General features: G+C 69.7%; 16 protein-coding genes and 1 riboswitch. Of the genes, 8 read left to right on the top strand and 8 right to left on the bottom strand.

Annotation, left to right across the window (positions count from 1 at the left end):
* Position 1 precedes the first annotated feature (1 nt).
* From ACWDV4_RS17625 to ACWDV4_RS17615, 3 genes are all read left to right on the top strand, one after another.
* The gene (locus tag ACWDV4_RS17625) at positions 2-874 is read left to right on the top strand and encodes a metal ABC transporter permease (protein ID WP_449979867.1); all 873 of its coding nucleotides are present in this window, start codon (positions 2-4) and stop codon (positions 872-874) included.
* A 139-nt stretch (positions 875-1,013) separates the two neighbouring features.
* Positions 1,014-1,313, top strand: coding sequence for an ArsR/SmtB family transcription factor (locus ACWDV4_RS17620; RefSeq protein WP_449979865.1), 300 nt, complete (start codon positions 1,014-1,016; stop codon positions 1,311-1,313).
* Positions 1,310-1,717 carry a Fur family transcriptional regulator gene (locus ACWDV4_RS17615; RefSeq protein ID WP_449979863.1) on the top strand — a complete coding sequence of 136 codons (408 nt, stop codon included), beginning with the start codon at positions 1,310-1,312 and terminating at the stop codon, positions 1,715-1,717. Before ACWDV4_RS17620 ends, ACWDV4_RS17615 begins: the two co-directional genes overlap by 4 nt.
* A gap of 243 nt (positions 1,718-1,960) precedes the next feature.
* On the opposite strand, the gene ACWDV4_RS17610 is transcribed toward ACWDV4_RS17615, so the two are convergent.
* Both ACWDV4_RS17610 and ACWDV4_RS17605 read right to left on the bottom strand, forming a co-directional pair.
* A complete protein-coding gene (locus ACWDV4_RS17610) occupies positions 1,961-2,437 on the bottom strand; it encodes a cupin-like domain-containing protein (protein WP_449979861.1) in 477 nt (158 codons plus the stop codon).
* A 228-nt stretch (positions 2,438-2,665) separates the two neighbouring features.
* Positions 2,666-3,277 (bottom strand): hypothetical protein, encoded by a 612-nt coding sequence (locus ACWDV4_RS17605; RefSeq protein ID WP_449979859.1) that lies wholly within the window; start codon positions 3,275-3,277, stop codon positions 2,666-2,668.
* Between the two features lie 86 nt (positions 3,278-3,363).
* Here ACWDV4_RS17605 and ACWDV4_RS17600 point away from each other — a divergent pair, with 86 nt between their 5' ends.
* Positions 3,364-3,975, top strand: a complete 612-nt coding sequence (locus ACWDV4_RS17600; RefSeq protein ID WP_449979856.1) for a CGNR zinc finger domain-containing protein — start codon at positions 3,364-3,366, stop codon at positions 3,973-3,975.
* A 61-nt stretch (positions 3,976-4,036) separates the two neighbouring features.
* Positions 4,037-4,639, top strand: a complete 603-nt coding sequence (locus ACWDV4_RS17595; protein WP_449979854.1) for a hypothetical protein — start codon at positions 4,037-4,039, stop codon at positions 4,637-4,639.
* Between the two features lie 153 nt (positions 4,640-4,792).
* On the opposite strand, the gene ACWDV4_RS17590 is transcribed toward ACWDV4_RS17595, so the two are convergent.
* The 6 genes from ACWDV4_RS17590 to ACWDV4_RS17565 all read right to left on the bottom strand — a co-directional run bounded on the left by ACWDV4_RS17590 (position 4,793) and on the right by ACWDV4_RS17565 (position 11,435).
* Positions 4,793-6,787, bottom strand: a complete 1,995-nt coding sequence (locus tag ACWDV4_RS17590; RefSeq protein WP_449979852.1) for an acyl-CoA dehydrogenase family protein — start codon at positions 6,785-6,787, stop codon at positions 4,793-4,795.
* A gap of 132 nt (positions 6,788-6,919) precedes the next feature.
* Complete coding sequence (locus tag ACWDV4_RS17585; protein ID WP_449979849.1) at positions 6,920-7,432, bottom strand: DUF6328 family protein; 513 nt, start codon at positions 7,430-7,432, stop codon at positions 6,920-6,922.
* Between the two features lie 214 nt (positions 7,433-7,646).
* Positions 7,647-8,396, bottom strand: coding sequence for a sugar isomerase domain-containing protein (locus tag ACWDV4_RS17580; RefSeq protein WP_449979846.1), 750 nt, complete (start codon positions 8,394-8,396; stop codon positions 7,647-7,649).
* Between the two features lie 162 nt (positions 8,397-8,558).
* Positions 8,559-9,602: a P1 family peptidase gene (locus tag ACWDV4_RS17575; protein WP_449979843.1), complete on the bottom strand. Its 1,044-nt coding sequence runs from the start codon at positions 9,600-9,602 to the stop codon at positions 8,559-8,561.
* Positions 9,603-9,633: 31 nt separating this feature from the next.
* Positions 9,634-10,410, bottom strand: a complete 777-nt coding sequence (locus ACWDV4_RS17570; protein ID WP_449979841.1) for a TIGR03943 family putative permease subunit — start codon at positions 10,408-10,410, stop codon at positions 9,634-9,636.
* Complete coding sequence (locus tag ACWDV4_RS17565; RefSeq protein WP_449980076.1) at positions 10,407-11,435, bottom strand: permease; 1,029 nt, start codon at positions 11,433-11,435, stop codon at positions 10,407-10,409. Before ACWDV4_RS17565 ends, ACWDV4_RS17570 begins: the two co-directional genes overlap by 4 nt.
* A 220-nt stretch (positions 11,436-11,655) precedes the next feature.
* Positions 11,656-11,761, top strand: a riboswitch (TPP riboswitch).
* Positions 11,762-11,836: 75 nt separating this feature from the next.
* Between ACWDV4_RS17565 and ACWDV4_RS17560 the strand changes: the two genes are divergently transcribed.
* The 3 genes from ACWDV4_RS17560 to ACWDV4_RS17550 all read left to right on the top strand — a co-directional run bounded on the left by ACWDV4_RS17560 (position 11,837) and on the right by ACWDV4_RS17550 (position 14,931).
* Entirely contained in the window at positions 11,837-12,427 is a 591-nt protein-coding gene (locus ACWDV4_RS17560) for an ECF transporter S component (RefSeq protein WP_449979839.1), read from the top strand.
* A 123-nt stretch (positions 12,428-12,550) separates the two neighbouring features.
* Positions 12,551-14,134 carry an ABC transporter ATP-binding protein gene (locus ACWDV4_RS17555; protein ID WP_449979836.1) on the top strand — a complete coding sequence of 528 codons (1,584 nt, stop codon included), beginning with the start codon at positions 12,551-12,553 and terminating at the stop codon, positions 14,132-14,134.
* A 32-nt stretch (positions 14,135-14,166) separates the two neighbouring features.
* Positions 14,167-14,931 carry an energy-coupling factor transporter transmembrane component T family protein gene (locus ACWDV4_RS17550; protein ID WP_449980074.1) on the top strand — a complete coding sequence of 255 codons (765 nt, stop codon included), beginning with the start codon at positions 14,167-14,169 and terminating at the stop codon, positions 14,929-14,931.
* Positions 14,932-14,935: the final 4 nt, after the last annotated feature.

Here is a 14,935-nt window from a genome sequence, read left to right as displayed (position 1 = left end):
GATGGGCCTCTTCCAGTACGAGTTCATGATCCGTGCGCTGGTCGGTGCGCTGATCATCGGCCTGGCCGCCCCGGCCCTCGGCATCTACCTGGTGCAGCGCCGGATGTCGCTGATCGGCGACGGCATCGGGCACGTGGCGCTGACCGGTGTCGGCGTCGGGCTGCTGCTCCACCAGTCGCCAGTGATCACCGCGGTGATCGCTGCGGCAGTCGGCGCGGTGGTGATCGAGTTGATTCGGGAACGCGGACGCACCTCCGGGGACATGGCGCTGGCGTTGCTCTTCTACGGCGGTATCGCCGGTGGCGTGATGTTGGTCGGGCTCTCCGACAACCGCAGCAACGCAGCGCTGCTGTCGTACCTGTTCGGGGCGTTGACCACCACCTCCCAGACCGACCTGGTGACCATCGCGGTGCTCGGCGTGGTGGTGCTGATCGCCATGATCCTGCTGCGCCCGGCGCTCTTCGCGATCTGCCACGACGAGGAGTACGCCCGGGTCTCCGGCCTGCCGGTACGGGCACTGAACCTGCTGCTGGCGATCACCACCGCGGTGACCGTGACCATCGCCATGCGCGCCGTCGGGCTGTTGCTGATCAGCGCACTGATGGTGGTGCCGGTCGCCACCGCACAGCAGGTCACCCGGGGATTCCGTACCACCATGGCGCTGGCGATGGCGCTGGGTCTGCTGGCCGCCGGTTCCGGGGTGACCCTCGCCGGCAGCCTGGACACCGCTCCCGGAGCCACCATCGTCGTCCTGGCGATCGTGCTGTTCCTGCTGGTGACCGTCGGTACGGCCCTGTGGCGCAGCATCCGCCGCCGGTCGCTACCGACCGAGGCCACCCAGTTGGAACCGCCGGAAGTGGTCCTGGACCGATGATGCTCCGGAAACAGGTGCCGGGGCGTCGATCGACTCGCTCCCGTCGTCGCCCGCCGCACTGCTGCCGTCGCCCGACTCGCTGCTGCCGTCGTCCGGATCCTGTCGGCAGCACCGAAACCAAATTGGTTACCGTTACGTAATGGCGAGCAGCAACGGATATGAGGCGTACGCAGGCGCTGGGGAACTACTCCGCGCGTTGGCCGCCCCGATCCGAGTCGCGATCGTCACCGAACTCGCCCAGGGTGAGCGCTGCGTACACGAGTTGGTGGAGAAGCTCGGCGCGCCCCAGCCGCTCGTCTCCCAGCATCTGCGGGTGCTACGCGGTGCCGGCGTGGTGCACGGGTCGCGACGTGGTCGGGAGATCGCCTACGCCCTGGTGGACGAGCACATCGCACACATCGTGGCCGACGCGGTCAGCCACGCCGGGGAGGCGAAGTGACGACCGGAGAGAGCACCACCGCCGTACGCAACACCCGGCAACGCAGCGCGGTCAGCGCCCTGCTGCGGGAGGTCGAGGGCTTCCACAGCGCCCAGGACCTGCACGCGATGCTGCGGGACCGGGGGGAACGGGTCGGCTTGACCACGGTCTACCGCACCCTGCAAGGGCTGGCCGACGCGGGCGAGATCGACGTGATGCGACCGCCGGGCGGTGAGCACCTCTACCGCCGGTGCAGCGAGGGACACCATCACCACCTGGTGTGCCGGGCCTGTGGTCGTACCGTCGAGGTCGAGGGGCCGGCGGTGGAGACCTGGGCTGACCGGGTCGCCGCCCAGCACGGCTTCGTCGACGTCAGTCACACCATGGAGATCTTCGGCACCTGCCCCGCCTGCGCCAGCTCTTGAGTTAGGAAGGGCCCCTTCTTATCGCTTTCTGCCTTGGAAGGGGCCCTTCCTAACGCCCCACACGCGCGATTCCAGCCGAATCCCACTGGCCACGGACGAATTTCCGGACCCCCCACCGGAGAAGGACAAGGGTTAGCCGGGTGTGGGGGTGCCGACGCATCGGCACCCCCGTTCCGGCTGTCCCGCCTCACGGTCAGTCCGCTCCGGCTGTCCCGTCTCTCGGTCAGTCCGCTCCGCCCTCGGTCAGTCCGTGTCGCCGACCAACGGCGGGTGCAGGTAGTGGTTGCCGGCCGGCACCTGGAAGTGGTGCAGGCTCACCGTGGCACTGACGTCCAGGGCTCGTACCCAGTGCCACCACCCGGCGGGCACCAACAGGGCGTCGCCCGGTTGCAGTACTCCCTCCAGGACGGTCGCCTGCCCGTACGCCGGATGCTGGTCCAGGTCGGGCTGCGCCGCGTCGACATGGCTGTACGTCCCGCCCCGCGGATACACCCGGGCGCGCTGGTACGACGGCACAAGCCGGACGTGTTTACGGCCCATCACCTGACACAACAGGATGTTCATGTTGTCGTGGTGCAGTCCGGTGACCGTGCCTGCCGGTCCCAGCAGCAGAGTCACCGTCTCCGGCAGCAGGGCCGGATCGATGATGCCGGGCACCGGCCTGATGTCCTCGCTCAACGGTCGGAGCCCGTGCTGCCAGTTCTCGTTGCGCGCGACCATGTAGTAGTCGTTGGTTTCCCCGGCCGGCCAGCCGCCCGCCGTCGCTCCACACCAGGTCGCGGAGCCGTTCCTCGGGCAGCATCCGGCCCCGGGCCACCAGCAGCGTGGCCAGCACCATGCGCTGTCGCCGGCCGCCGAGCGCCACTTCCGCCCCATTGCGGTACGCGGTCAGTGGCCCGAGTACGCGCAGTTGCAGGTCGGTCATCTCCACTCACCAGCCGCACCGGGTCACCGTGGTCCGGCGGCCGGGTCACCGAGCGCGACACAGACGTTGTCCTGTCGGCCGATCCCCAGGGTCAACCGACGGGTGCCGGTCGGGTCGATCGAGATGACGTGCAGACCGTCGAGGATGTAGTAACCGCGCGGGTGGTGGTCCCCGGGCCGGAAGCCGAATCCGGCCGGCCCGACGATGGTGTATCGCAGCCACCCACCGTCCGGACGGTATTCGAGCAGGCCGGAGCCGCCCGCATCCCGGCGTACGGCTCGACCGGTGTCGACGTCGACGAAGTCGACGGTCAGTGGCCCGGCGTACTCCTCACGTTGGACGGCACCGGTGGCGTACCGGGCGAGCACGCGGACCCGCACGTCCTGGGAGACGACGCGGACGTGCAGCGGGAACGAACAGTAGCGGCCGGCCGGGGCGGTCCATTCCTCCTGGACCGACGGACGCCAGGGTTCGGGCCGATCGGCATTTCGATGCCACCAGCCGGGCACCAACGTGCGCTGGGGCCCGTCCTGGGCCGCCATCGCAGCTGCCGGTACAGCGGGTGCGGCGGCAAGGGCGGTGGGCACCATCAGTGTTGTGAGCAGGAACCGACTCAGGATCTTCTTCAACCGCATGCCACATCACCTAACCAGTAGATGAACGTCAACCGGTGTTATCGACAGTAGTGGTTAGTTTCGCCGAGTCAAGGCACACTGTCGGCATGCACTGGGTAGAGGTAGCGGGCTATCCCATGCCCATCCCGATTGGCGGGCACCCCGCCCTGGAGCTTTGCAACACCTGGGCCGGCTGGGAGGAACCACCCAGCCCGAACCGAGAATGGTTGCGCGACTTCGACCGGCTGGCGGTCTGGACCGGCCACGTCCAACTGCTCGCTCCCGCGACCGTCGCCCGACTCCGGGAACACGGTCGCGACGATCCGGCCGGGGCGCATGACGTACTGGTGGCGATCCGTTCGTTGCGTACGGCGCTGCACGACGTGCTGCTCGACCCGGACGATGCTGCCGCCTTCCGGCAGGTTGCCGAGGTGGCGCAGTGGGCCGCCGCGGCGGCGGTGCTGACGTCCGGCCCCGACGGACTGGCCCACTGGGTGTTCCCTGACGACCTCGGCCTGACGCTTCCCCTACTGGCGGCCGCCCGATCCGGCGCCGACCTGCTCGGCTCACCCGACCGACACCAGGTACGGGCCTGTCCCGGCACCGACTGCGGTTGGCTCTTCCTCGACCGGCGCGGCCGACGCCGCTGGTGCAGCATGGCGGACTGCGGAAACCGGGCCAAGGTACGGGCCTACTCCGCCCGCCGTAAGCCTGGCTGAGGCTCCTGCGCCACTTCTCGTCGCGATGCCGTAAGCCATCCGCCGTGTCACGCTGTCGAACGTGAAGATTTATGCTGACCGTTTTCCCATCGCCGTTCGCCAACTCCTCACCGACCTGCTCGTCGTCGTCTGGGTCTACCTGTGGATCCGGGGCGCGATGTGGCTGCACGACCTGGTTCAGAAACTCGCCCTGCCCGGGCAGAAGCTGGAGGGTGCCGGCGGTGGGCTCGCCGAGAATCTCGCGGATGCAAGCGGCAAGGTCGGCCGGGTACCGGTGGTCGGTGACGATCTGACCGCACCATTCGAGAAGGCTGCCGGGGCCGCCCGTACGCTCGCCGACGCCGGTCGCGAACAGCAGGAGCTGATCGGCGAACTCGCGCTGGCCCTCGCCCTGGCCGTACTGGTGTTCCCGCTCGGGTTGGTGCTGTTCGGCTGGCTCCCGCTGCGGGTGCGCTGGATCCGCCGGGCGACCGCCGCCACGCACCTCCGCTCGGCCCCGGCCGGGCGGGACCTGCTCGCCCTGCGAGCACTGGCCAACCAGCCCCTACGCAAGCTCACCCGGATCGATCCCGACGTGGTACGGGCCTGGCGGCAGGGCGACGAGTCGACAGTGGACAACCTCGCCGCGCTGGAGCTACGCGGCCTCGGACTACGTAACGGCTAACGCCTGCTGCGTAACGGCTGACGCCTGCCGTGCAACGGCTGACGCCTGCCGTGCATCGGTTGACGCCTGGTCGGCCGCTCTGCGGCGCACGAAGGTCTTGCCAGAGACTGCGCCCACTAACACGTCGCAGGTGAGAAAGGTCGTAGCCCGTCCTCAGGCGGGCGGAATACGTCGGCGTACGTCCGGCGCGGTGGACGGGCCGGGCTGCCACGATACGACCCAGGGCTGCTCGGCCGGTGGCGTGACCACTCCCTCCTCCAGTGAGGCGTAGCGGCCGGCCAGGATCCGCTTCGCCGCCACCACGTCGATCGAGTCGGTGTTGTCCCACAGCGCGGTGAAGAGCGCCTCGACGCGCAGGCGCGCCTGCCGGCAGAACAGGTCGGCCAGCTCACGCCCCTCGGGGCGGGTGTCTCGCTCGGCATGCGCCCGCACGCAGGCCGCCGACATCGCGAACAACTCCGCGCCGATGTCCACGATCCGGCCGAGGAACGCCTGCTTGCGCTCCATCTTGCCCTGCCATCGGGACATCGCGTAGAACGTCGACCGGGCCAGCTTGCGCGAGGTCCGTTCCACGTACCGCAGGTGTCCGGCGAGCGGCCCGTGGTCCGCGTACGAGATGGGGTTCTGCCCGGCACCGACGGTCAGCGTCGGCAGCCACTTGGCGTAGAAGGCGCTGGCGCGGGCACCGGCCTTGGCCTTACGGCCCAGCCCCGCATCCGGGTCGATGATGTCGCCGGCCACCGAGAGGTGCGCGTCGACCGCCTCCCGGGCGATCAGCAGGTGCATGATCTCGGTAGAGCCCTCGAAGATCCGGTTGATCCGCAGGTCGCGCAGCAACTGTTCGACCGCGGCCGGTCGCTCGCCCCGGCCAGCCAGCGAGTCGGCCGTCTCGTAGCCACGCCCACCCCGGATCTGGATCAGCTCGTCGGCGATCTTCCAGGCCATCTCGCTGGCGTAGAGCTTGACCAGCGCGGCCTCGATCCGGATGTCGTTACGGTCGTCGTCGGCGAGCAGACAGCAGAGGTCGAGCATGGCTTCCATGGCGTACGTCGTGGCGGCCATGAAGGACAGCTTGGTGGCGACCGCCTCGTGTTCGCCGACCGGCCGGCCCCACTGCACCCGCTCGGCGGCCCACTCGCGGGCGACGTTCAGCGACCACTTGCCGGCACCGACACACATCGCGGGCAACGACAGCCGGCCGGTGTTGAGCGTGGTCAGGGCAATCTTCAGTCCCTTGCCCTCGCCGCCGATGACGTTCTCCTTGGGGACGATCACGTCATGGAACCGGGTCACGCTGTTTTCCAGGCCGCGCAGGCCAACGAACTCGTTGCGCCGCTCGACGATGATTCCGTCCGAGTCGCCTTCCACGACGAAGGCGGTGATGCCGCCCCGGCGCGCGGGCCCATCCGGGCCCGCTGGCCGCGCCGGCACCCGGGCCATCACCACGAGCAGGGTGGCGACGGTGCCGTTGGTGGCCCACAGCTTGACCCCGTTGAGGCGGTAGCCGGTGCCATCCTCGGTCGGTTCGGCGCTGGTGGCGAGTCGGGCCGGGTCGGAGCCGACGTCCGGCTCGGTGAGTAGGAAGGCGGAGACCTCTCCGGCGGCGAGCCGGGGCAGGAACCGCTGCTTCTGCTCCTCGGTGCCGAACATCTTCAACGGCTGCGGCACCCCGATCGACTGGTGTGCCGAGAGCAGCGCGCTGATGGCCGGGCTGACCGAGCCGGTCAGCATCAACGCCCGGCAGTAGTCCAGGTTCGACAGGCCCAGCCCGCCGTACCGCTCGTCGATCTTCATGCCAAAGGTGCCGAGCTGAGCCAGACCGTGGAAGACATCGTCCGGGATCCGGGCGTCCCGCTCGATCTGGGCCCCGTCCACCTCGGTTCGGAGATAGCTGTCGAGGCGGGCGAGGAACTCGTCGGCCTTGGCGGTCTTGGCGGGGTCGGATTCCGGCCACGGGTCGATCAGGTCGAGCCGGAACCGGCCGAGAAACAGTTCCTTGCCGAAGCTCGGCTTGCCCCATTCGGTCTCCCGGGCCGCCTCCGCGACCTGCCGGGCTTCCTTCTCCGAGACCTGACCGGCCTCGGCGGGCAGCGGCCCGACGCCGTCCGGCGCGGCGGTCGTAGGTTGGCTGTTCTGCGTCGTGGTCACGGCTACCCCCTAAACCCGGGTACGGCTATGCCAGCGCTACTGGTGACAACGCTACTCCGCTGTGTTACCCAGGGGTAGTCCCGGCGAATCGAACCGTCGCGTTATCGGGATCACGAAGCGGTCGATGGGTGGTCAGTCGCCGGCCACCACCTCAGGGTCCTTCCACTCCTCTTCCTCGGCCTCGTCGTCATCGGTCCACCGCCGTCGACGGGCGAACGGCAGTGCCGCCCAGAAGGTCAGGAACCAGATCGCGGTGAACCCACTGAGTACGAACGCGAGCGCCCGGGGCAACACGAAATCGGTGATCAGCAGGACCGAGCTGACCATCGCAATGAGCATGAAGGTCAGCCCACCGGTGGCCATTCGATGTGAATACCGGACCAGTTCCGGCTTCCGCCCCTGCCGGAACAGGGCCCGGTGGAAGGCGACCGGCGAGATGATCAGGGCGGTAGCCGCGGCGGCGGCGAGCAGCGCCACCACGTACACGTCCTTCTGGAACGCCGTGGTGTCCTTGAAACCGGCACTGAACGGCAGGGTCAGCAGGAAGGCGAAGAGGATCTGCACACCGGTCTGGGCAACCCGCAGTTCCTGCAGCAGGTCAGCGAAGTTGCGCTGCCATCGCTGCCTGTCAGTCTCCTTCGACACGCTGGTCACCTCCGGCTCCGGGGCGGTTCGGGCGGTACGAGCCACCCGGGGTCGCGGCGGTGTTTGCCCGTCCGACGTGCCAGCAAAACGTGCGATCGCGCAGATTGGCACATCGGATGGCCGACAACGGCACGTCGAACGGGCATGACCGGGTCACCAAGGCGGAACCGGAGCCGAGGCAGACCCAGAGCCAGCGCCACCGACCGGCGGGGTCTCAGGCCCCGCGTCGGATCCGGCCCGCGTACCGCTCCTCCAGCGCGTTGTTGTGCGCGTCACCCGCCGGGATGTTGGCCGACAGGTAGACCGGCGGGGTCTCGCCGGCCTCGACCAGCCGAGCAACCACCTCCACCACGATCTGCTGGGCGAGCAGGGCGGCGGTGATCGACGACACCGCACCGACCGCACCGCCGCCGGGCAACGGCAGCGTCGAGTCCCCGTACGGGGCGCCGTTGTCCAACACCACGTCGGCGATCTCGCTGAGCTTTCGCCCGGACGGATGGCGGGAGTCCACCTGGGAGGAGTGATCCCGAGAGGTGATCGCGATCAGCTTGTGGCCGCGCTCCTTCACCAGCAGGGCGAACTCCACGATCGATCCGTTGACCCCGGAGTTGGACGCCACCACGAAGATGTCCTGCGGTGCCACCGGCGCGAGATCGTAGAGGCGCTTGACGGCTGCCGGGTCCCGTTCCAGCGTCGGGCCGAGGACGCTCGCCGGCTCGCCGCCGTAGAGCACCACGTCCCGCAGGGCGATCCGGTTGGTCGGGACCAGTCCCCCGGCCCGGCCGGCGATCTCCATCGCCAGTGCCTCCGAGTGCCCGGTGCCGAAGGCGTGGATCACGCCGTCAGCGCGCAACGTCTCGGTGATCAGGTCGGCGGCCTGGCGTACGGCGTCCCGCTGCTCGGTCGAGACCCGGGCGATCGTCTCGGTGACGACCGAAAGGTAGCCCTCGGCGCTGAGTGTCATGCGTCCTCCGACCTCTGTTCGTACAGCTGTTTTGGTTTCCCGACCGCGCGAGGATTCGTTTCCCGAACCTGCGAGGACAGGATGCCGAACTACCGTCACACACGAGCACCAACTAGATCAACGCGTTGCACCCGGGTGCGGTGGTCGCCGCGCCGCTGGCAGTCAGGCACCTGCCCCGAGTCGGCCAGCTGCGGACATCCGCCGGATCACGGTTCGGTGCGGAACAGCGTGACTGGTACGACCAGCAACTCCGGTGGTGGTGACGGCGGTGAAGAGCGAGTTGAGCAGCGCCTCCTCGACCGCGTCGCGCACAGCGGCGAAGACCGGATCGATCTCCCCGTCGGGGATCGGCGGCTGATCGGGCTGTGCCGTGCTGAACGCGATCGCGTAGTCGCCGCTGCCGTTGCTGTACGACGCCCCGACCCGGGCCATCGCGAAGACCGCTCGCCGGGCCACCCGGCCGAGCTGCCGGGCATCCAGGGGTACGTCGGTGGCGACCACGATCATGCACGAGTTGCCGGGTGGCTCGGTCCGATCGGCGTCTGGGACCAGCTCGTCGACCGGCAGCGGAACGCCGAGGACGGTCAGCACCCCGCCGAAGTTGGCCTGGACCAGGGCACCCACGGTCGCCGAGCGTTCGGCCAGTCGTACCGTCCTGGAGGAGGTGCCGATGCCGGCCTTGAAGCCCAGGGCGGTGGTGCCGGTGCCGGCCCCGACGCAGCCCTCCGCCGGAAGTCCGGCGGATGCCCCGGTGATGGCGGCGAGTACGTGTTCTTCGGTGATCGGGCGGCGGCGAATGTCCGAGAGGTGTCCGTCGTTCGTCTCACCCACCAGCGGGTTGAAGGACACCCCGTCCGGTCGGCGCTCCATCAGGTGACTCAGCAGCGCGTCGGCGGCCCGGAACACCGACAGCGTGGCGGTCAGGACGATCGGTGACTCCAGTACGCCGAGTTCGTCCACCTGGGTCGAGCCGACGAGTTTCCCGTAACCGTTGCCGGTGTACACGGCGGCCGGCAGGGTCCACCGGCCGGGGCCGAGTTGGCTCGGTACGACGGCGGTGACCCCGGTGTGCAGGTCGGCACCATCGTCGAGGGTGGTGTGCCCGACCAGCACTCCGGGCACGTCGGTGATCGCGTTGTGCGCCCCGGTGGGGAGTGGCCCGACGACGATCCCGAGGTCGCGGGCACGGCGGCTGGGCTGGTCCATGGATCTCCTGTCCCCGACGCGTCGCCGACCACTACTCGTACGGGTTCTTTGGCGGGGTGACCTGCTGCCACGACTCGACCATCAGGTACGGGATGGTCTCGTCGTTGACCGGGTCGGTGCCGGTCTGGTCGGTGTAGCGGCCCACCACTTCCACCCAGGTGTCCGGGGCCAGCCCAGTGGGCGGATCGCCAGCCATGCCGAGCTTGATCGGACGGCCGTCGGCGGCGCAGCAGGAGAGAATCATGCGGGCCAGGATCGGCTCACCGTTCGGCCCGGTGGCGAGGAACCCGGTGAGCTTCACCCGCCGGTCACCGAGCGACACGCCCTTGTCGAACAGCGCCCGGGAGGCGTAGTCGAGCAGGCTGACCTTCACCGGGTCGCCCTCGGGCAGCGGCGGATAGTCGGAGGTCGTCTGTTCACTGGTCAGGGCGGTGCCGGCCTGGCTCGCCGCGAACGAGCCGAGCGCGGGTGGGGCAACCAGCAGCAGACCGAGCACCGGCAGGATCAGCAGCCAGCCGATCCGGGGTTCGTGGTGGCCCGTACCGCCGTGGTCGTGCCCGTGGCCGTCGGCGCCGGCACCCAGGTCGTGGCCGTCCGTGTCGTCCACGTCGGCGCTGGCGGGCCGGGCCGGGGTGCGCAGGTCGTACACCAGGGTCATCACCGCGGCGACCACCAGCAGGATCCCGGCGGCGATCAGAAACGGCCGCAGCCCTTCCTTGACGTACCGCAGGTACATGTCGGTGAGGCTGGCCTTGATCACCGAACCACCGAGCAGCAGCAGCACGACCGCCTGCGCCTGCTTGTTCATGACAGGACCACCGCTCCCACCCCGACGGAAACCAGGACCGCGACGACGAAGGTCGTCGGCGCGAACCGGAAGGCGAACCGGCGACCGAAGACGCCGGCCTGCATGGAGATCAGCTTGAGGTCGACCATCGGGCCGACGACCAGGAACGTCAGCCGCGCGGTCAGCGAGAACTGCGACAGCGAGGCAGCCACGAAGGCGTCGGCCTCCGAACAGATGGACAGCAGCACCGCCAGTACGGCGAGCGCCAACACCGACAGCACCGGCTGGTCGGCGAGGGTCTGCAACCAGCGTTCGGGCACCAGCACGTTGATGCTGGCTGCGGCCATCGCGCCGAGAACGAGGAACCCACCCGCGTGTACGACGTCGTGCCGTACCGCCGCCCAGAACGCCCGCCCCTTCGACCGGTCCTCCAGGTCGGGGCGGTACGGCAACTTGATCCACTCGGTCCGCCCAAGGCGCAGCCAGAGCCAGCCCATGACCATGGCGACGACCAGGCTCGCCCCGGCCCGCGCGGCGACCAGCTCGGGATTGTTCGGGAAGGCAACCGCGGTGGCGGCCAGCACGATCGGGTTGATCGCCGGGGCGGCGAGCAGGAACGCCAGGGCGGCGGCCGGGGTGACTCCGCGCCGGATGAGCGACCCGGCGATCGGCACCGACCCGCACTCGCATCCGGGCAGCACGACGCCCGCGCAGCTCGCCACCGGTACGGCCAGCGCCGGATGACGCGGCAACGCCTTGGCCCAGAAGGATCGGGGTACGAAGACCGCGATCACGGCGGAGAGCACGACGCCGAAGACGAGGAACGGCACCGCCTGCACCAGCACCGAGACGAAGACCGTGGTCCAGGTCTGTAGGCGCGGGTCGGAGATGGCGTTGCCCAGCGGTTCCCGGAAGACCACCAGCAGGATCAGCAGTACGGCCAGCACCTCTACCGAGTAGTCCCGCCCGCCACGGAGACGCCGGGTCGGTTCGGCCGGCGCGATCAGCGAGTCGGCAGGTGCGATCGTGGGATGGGTGGAATCCATCGTCCAGTCGATCTCGTCGCCCGTCGGGGCGCGACCGGCGGGGGCACGGTCGGGGGCCGTCACGGCAGTCAGTCCCTTCGCCCAGTGTGGTTGTGTCGGCCATCGCTCGATGCTCAGGCGGGCAGCTCACCCTAACCCGAACCCGGGTGGGCACCACCACAACCAGCACTGGCCCCCTGTGCCCCGGTGCTGGCTGGTGCTAGCGTCTGCGACACAACTTCATATCCGACAGGGGAGCGCACAGCGCTGAGAGTGCGGGTCACACCCGCAGACCCTCGAACCTGATCTGGGTAATGCCAGCGCAGGGAGTTCGGTCATACCTCCAGCCGCGCCGTAGTCCGTCCAAACACGGGCACGGCGTGCGTCTTCTCCTGGTTCACGCAACGAACTGGGAGGCAAACATGAAACAACCCGACAACCACCGGTGGCGTACAGTCGACGTCGTCGTCGCCTCGGTCATCGCCGTCGCGTTCGGCGTGGTCTTCTGGGCCTGGGGCTACGTCTGGAGCGCCACCGACGCGGCCTTCGCCTTCTTCCCGCCCGCGCAGTCCCTGCTCTATGGCATCTGGTTGGTGCCGGCGGTGTTGGGCGGCCTGATCATCCGCAAGCCGGGGGCGGCGCTCTACACCGAGACCGTGGCGGCGATCGTCTCCGCCCTGCTGGGCACCCAGTGGAGCGGTACCGTCATCCCGCAGGGCCTGGTCCAGGGTATCGGCGCGGAGTTGGCCTTCGCCGCCCTGCGCTACCGCTCGTTCAAGCTGCCGACGGCGATCCTCGCGGGGGCCATGACCGGCCTGAGCGCAGCGCTGTTCGACTTCTTCGTGTGGAACACCAAGTACGACCTCTGGTCGTACCGAATCCCGTACGCGGTGGCCACCATCATCAGCGCGGCGCTGGTCGCCGGGGTCGGTGGCTGGCTGCTGACCCGAGCGCTGGCCCGGACCGGGGTACTGGACCGGTTCCCCGCCGGCCGCGAACGCACCGCCATCTAGCACTGTTGATCACCGTCGATCACCGTTGAGCACTGTTGATCAAGAGATTTACGTCAGCCGGGGCGGCCTGAGATGACGTAAATCTCTTGATCAACGAGGAGGGCGGGAGGGCGAGGAGGAGACATGAGCGCGGTCGAGTTGCGTGGGTTCGGCTGGCGGCACGCCGGGCGGCGAGCCTGGGCGGTACGCGACGTCGACCTGCGCGTCGAGCACGGCGAGCGGGTACTGCTGCTGGGCCCATCGGGGGCCGGCAAGAGCACCCTGCTCGCCGCGCTCGCCGGCCTGCTCGCCGAGGACTCCGGGGAGCAGGCCGGCACCGTCGAGGTCGACGGGCTGGACCCGCGCAAGGCGCGGGAACGGGTCGGCATCGTCTTCCAGGACCCGGCCACCCAACTGGTGATGGCCCGATCCGGCGACGACGTCGCGTTCGGGCTGGAGAACCGGGGCGTACCGGCCGACGAGATCTGGCCCCGGGTGGACGAGGCACTGCACCGAGTCGGGTTTCCCTACCCCCGGGACCGGCCCACTGCCGCGCTCTCCGGGGGCGAACAGCAGCGACTCGCCCTCGCCGGCACGCTCGCGTTGCGGCCGAGCCTGCTGCTGCTCGACGAGCCGACCGCCAACCTCGATCCGGCCGGCGCGGATCTGGTTCGTACCGCCATCGCTCGGGCGGTGGACCGGGACACCACGCTGATCCTGGTCGAACACCGGGTCGCCGAGGCACTGCCGCTGGTCGACCGGGTGGTGGTGTTGGAGCCGGGCGGCGGGGTACGCGCTGACGGGTCACCCGAGGAGGTCTTCGCCACGCACGGCGCGGCGTTGGCCGAGGCGGGGGTCTGGATCCCCGGTCGACCGATGCCGACCCATCGGACCATCGGCACGACCAGCGCTATCGGCACGACCAGCACAACCGGCACTGCCGGCGGGGCCGGCAGGACCGGCGGGGAACTCCTGCTCACCGCCGAACAGCTCGGCCTGCCACCTCGGCTGGCCGCCACCGACCTGACGGTACGCGCCGGCGAGGCGCTGGCCGTACTGGGGCGCAACGGCGTGGGCAAGTCCACCCTGGCCCTGCTGCTGGGCGGTCTACTCAAACCCGGCACCGGACGGGTGGTGGCTGCCCCCGGACTGGCTGGTCGGGAAGGCAAGCTGGCCGGTCGAGAGGGTAGTGCGCCGTACCGCTGGCGGGCACCCGTACTGGCCCGCCGGATCGGGTCGGTGTTCCAGGACCCGGAGCACCAGTTCGTCACCAGCACTGTCTTCGACGAGTTGGCGTTGGGCCCCCGCCGGGTCGGGCAACCCACCGCAGCCATCAAGTCCACGGTGGACGAACTGCTGGTCCGGCTCCGGCTGGACCGGCTGGCCGGGGCCAATCCGTACACCCTGTCCGGGGGTGAGGCCCGGCGGCTGAGCGTGGCGACCGCCCTGGCCACCGCCCCCCACCTGCTCGTCCTGGACGAGCCCACCTTCGGCCAGGACCGACGTACCTGGATCGAGCTGGTGGAGCTGCTCGCCGAACTGCGCGACGCCGGGCACGGCCTGGTCACCGTCACCCACGACGCTGACTTCGTCGCCGCACTGGCCGACCGGACCATAACGCTGGACCGGGCCACGCCGTCGCTGGACCGGGCCACGCCGTCGCTGGACCGGACCGTATCGCTGGACCGGGCCACCCAGGACCCGCCGACCGCCGGGGGCGCATCGTGAATCCCGCTCCCCCGATCGCGGCGACCAACGCCATGCTGGCCCGACGTAACCCGGTCGCCAAGCTCGCCGCCGCGCTGCTCTTCTCGTTCACCCTGATCGCCACGGTCGACCCGGTCGCTCCGGCGGTGGCCATCGCGATCGAGCTGGCGGTACTGCCGCTGTTCGGTATCCGCTACGGCACGCTGGCCCGACGGTCCTGGCCGGTACTGGCCAGCGCGCTGGGCATCGTGCTGACGATGGTGCTCTTCGCCGCCGAACGTACCGGCCCGATCCTGGTCACCGCCGGACCGATCGTGGTCACCACGGGTGTCCTCGCCACCGCCCTGGGACTGGCCCTACGCATGGTCGCGGTGGCTCTGCCCGGCGTACTGGTCTTCGCCACCACCGATCCGACCGACCTGGCCGACGCGTTGATCCAGAACGCCAAGGCACCGGCCCGCTTCGCGATCGGTGCCTTGGCGGCGTTCCGGCTGGTGCCGCTGCTGGCGGCGGAGTGGCAGATGATCAGCATGGCCCGCCGGGCGCGTGGCGTGGACGCCGGCCGTAACCCGGTGGCGAAGCTACGGCTGTTCGTGTCGACCGCCTTCGCCCTGCTGGTCGGCGCGATCCGGCGGGGCACCCGGCTGGCCACCGCGATGGACGCGCGCGGCTTCGACGCCGGTACGCCCCGGACCAACGCCCGCCAGCAGCGCTTCACCGCTGCCGACACGGCGTTGATCGTCGGGGCGGCAATCCTGGCCGGAGCCGCGCTCGCCGTCAGCATCCTGCTGGGTACGTTCCAACCACTCATCGGATAGCGCG

Source organism: Micromonospora sp. NPDC003197, assembly GCF_053590565.1.
This window is presented reverse-complemented; position numbering and strand designations above follow the sequence as displayed.

Coding starts and splice junctions, on each gene's coding strand:
- ACWDV4_RS17555 (WP_449979836.1), top strand. CDS start 12,551: ATGAGCGCGGTCGAGTTGCGTGGGTTCGGCTGGCGGCACGCCGGGCGG.
- ACWDV4_RS17605 (WP_449979859.1), bottom strand. CDS start 3,277: ATGCGGTTGAAGAAGATCCTGAGTCGGTTCCTGCTCACAACACTGATG.
- ACWDV4_RS17620 (WP_449979865.1), top strand. CDS start 1,014: ATGGCGAGCAGCAACGGATATGAGGCGTACGCAGGCGCTGGGGAACTA.
- ACWDV4_RS17580 (WP_449979846.1), bottom strand. CDS start 8,396: ATGACACTCAGCGCCGAGGGCTACCTTTCGGTCGTCACCGAGACGATC.
- ACWDV4_RS17565 (WP_449980076.1), bottom strand. CDS start 11,435: ATGGATTCCACCCATCCCACGATCGCACCTGCCGACTCGCTGATCGCG.
- ACWDV4_RS17570 (WP_449979841.1), bottom strand. CDS start 10,410: ATGAACAAGCAGGCGCAGGCGGTCGTGCTGCTGCTGCTCGGTGGTTCG.
- ACWDV4_RS17625 (WP_449979867.1), top strand. CDS start 2: ATGGGCCTCTTCCAGTACGAGTTCATGATCCGTGCGCTGGTCGGTGCG.
- ACWDV4_RS17600 (WP_449979856.1), top strand. CDS start 3,364: ATGCACTGGGTAGAGGTAGCGGGCTATCCCATGCCCATCCCGATTGGC.
- ACWDV4_RS17575 (WP_449979843.1), bottom strand. CDS start 9,602: ATGGACCAGCCCAGCCGCCGTGCCCGCGACCTCGGGATCGTCGTCGGG.
- ACWDV4_RS17550 (WP_449980074.1), top strand. CDS start 14,167: ATGCTGGCCCGACGTAACCCGGTCGCCAAGCTCGCCGCCGCGCTGCTC.
- ACWDV4_RS17610 (WP_449979861.1), bottom strand. CDS start 2,437: ATGGTCGCGCGCAACGAGAACTGGCAGCACGGGCTCCGACCGTTGAGC.
- ACWDV4_RS17560 (WP_449979839.1), top strand. CDS start 11,837: ATGAAACAACCCGACAACCACCGGTGGCGTACAGTCGACGTCGTCGTC.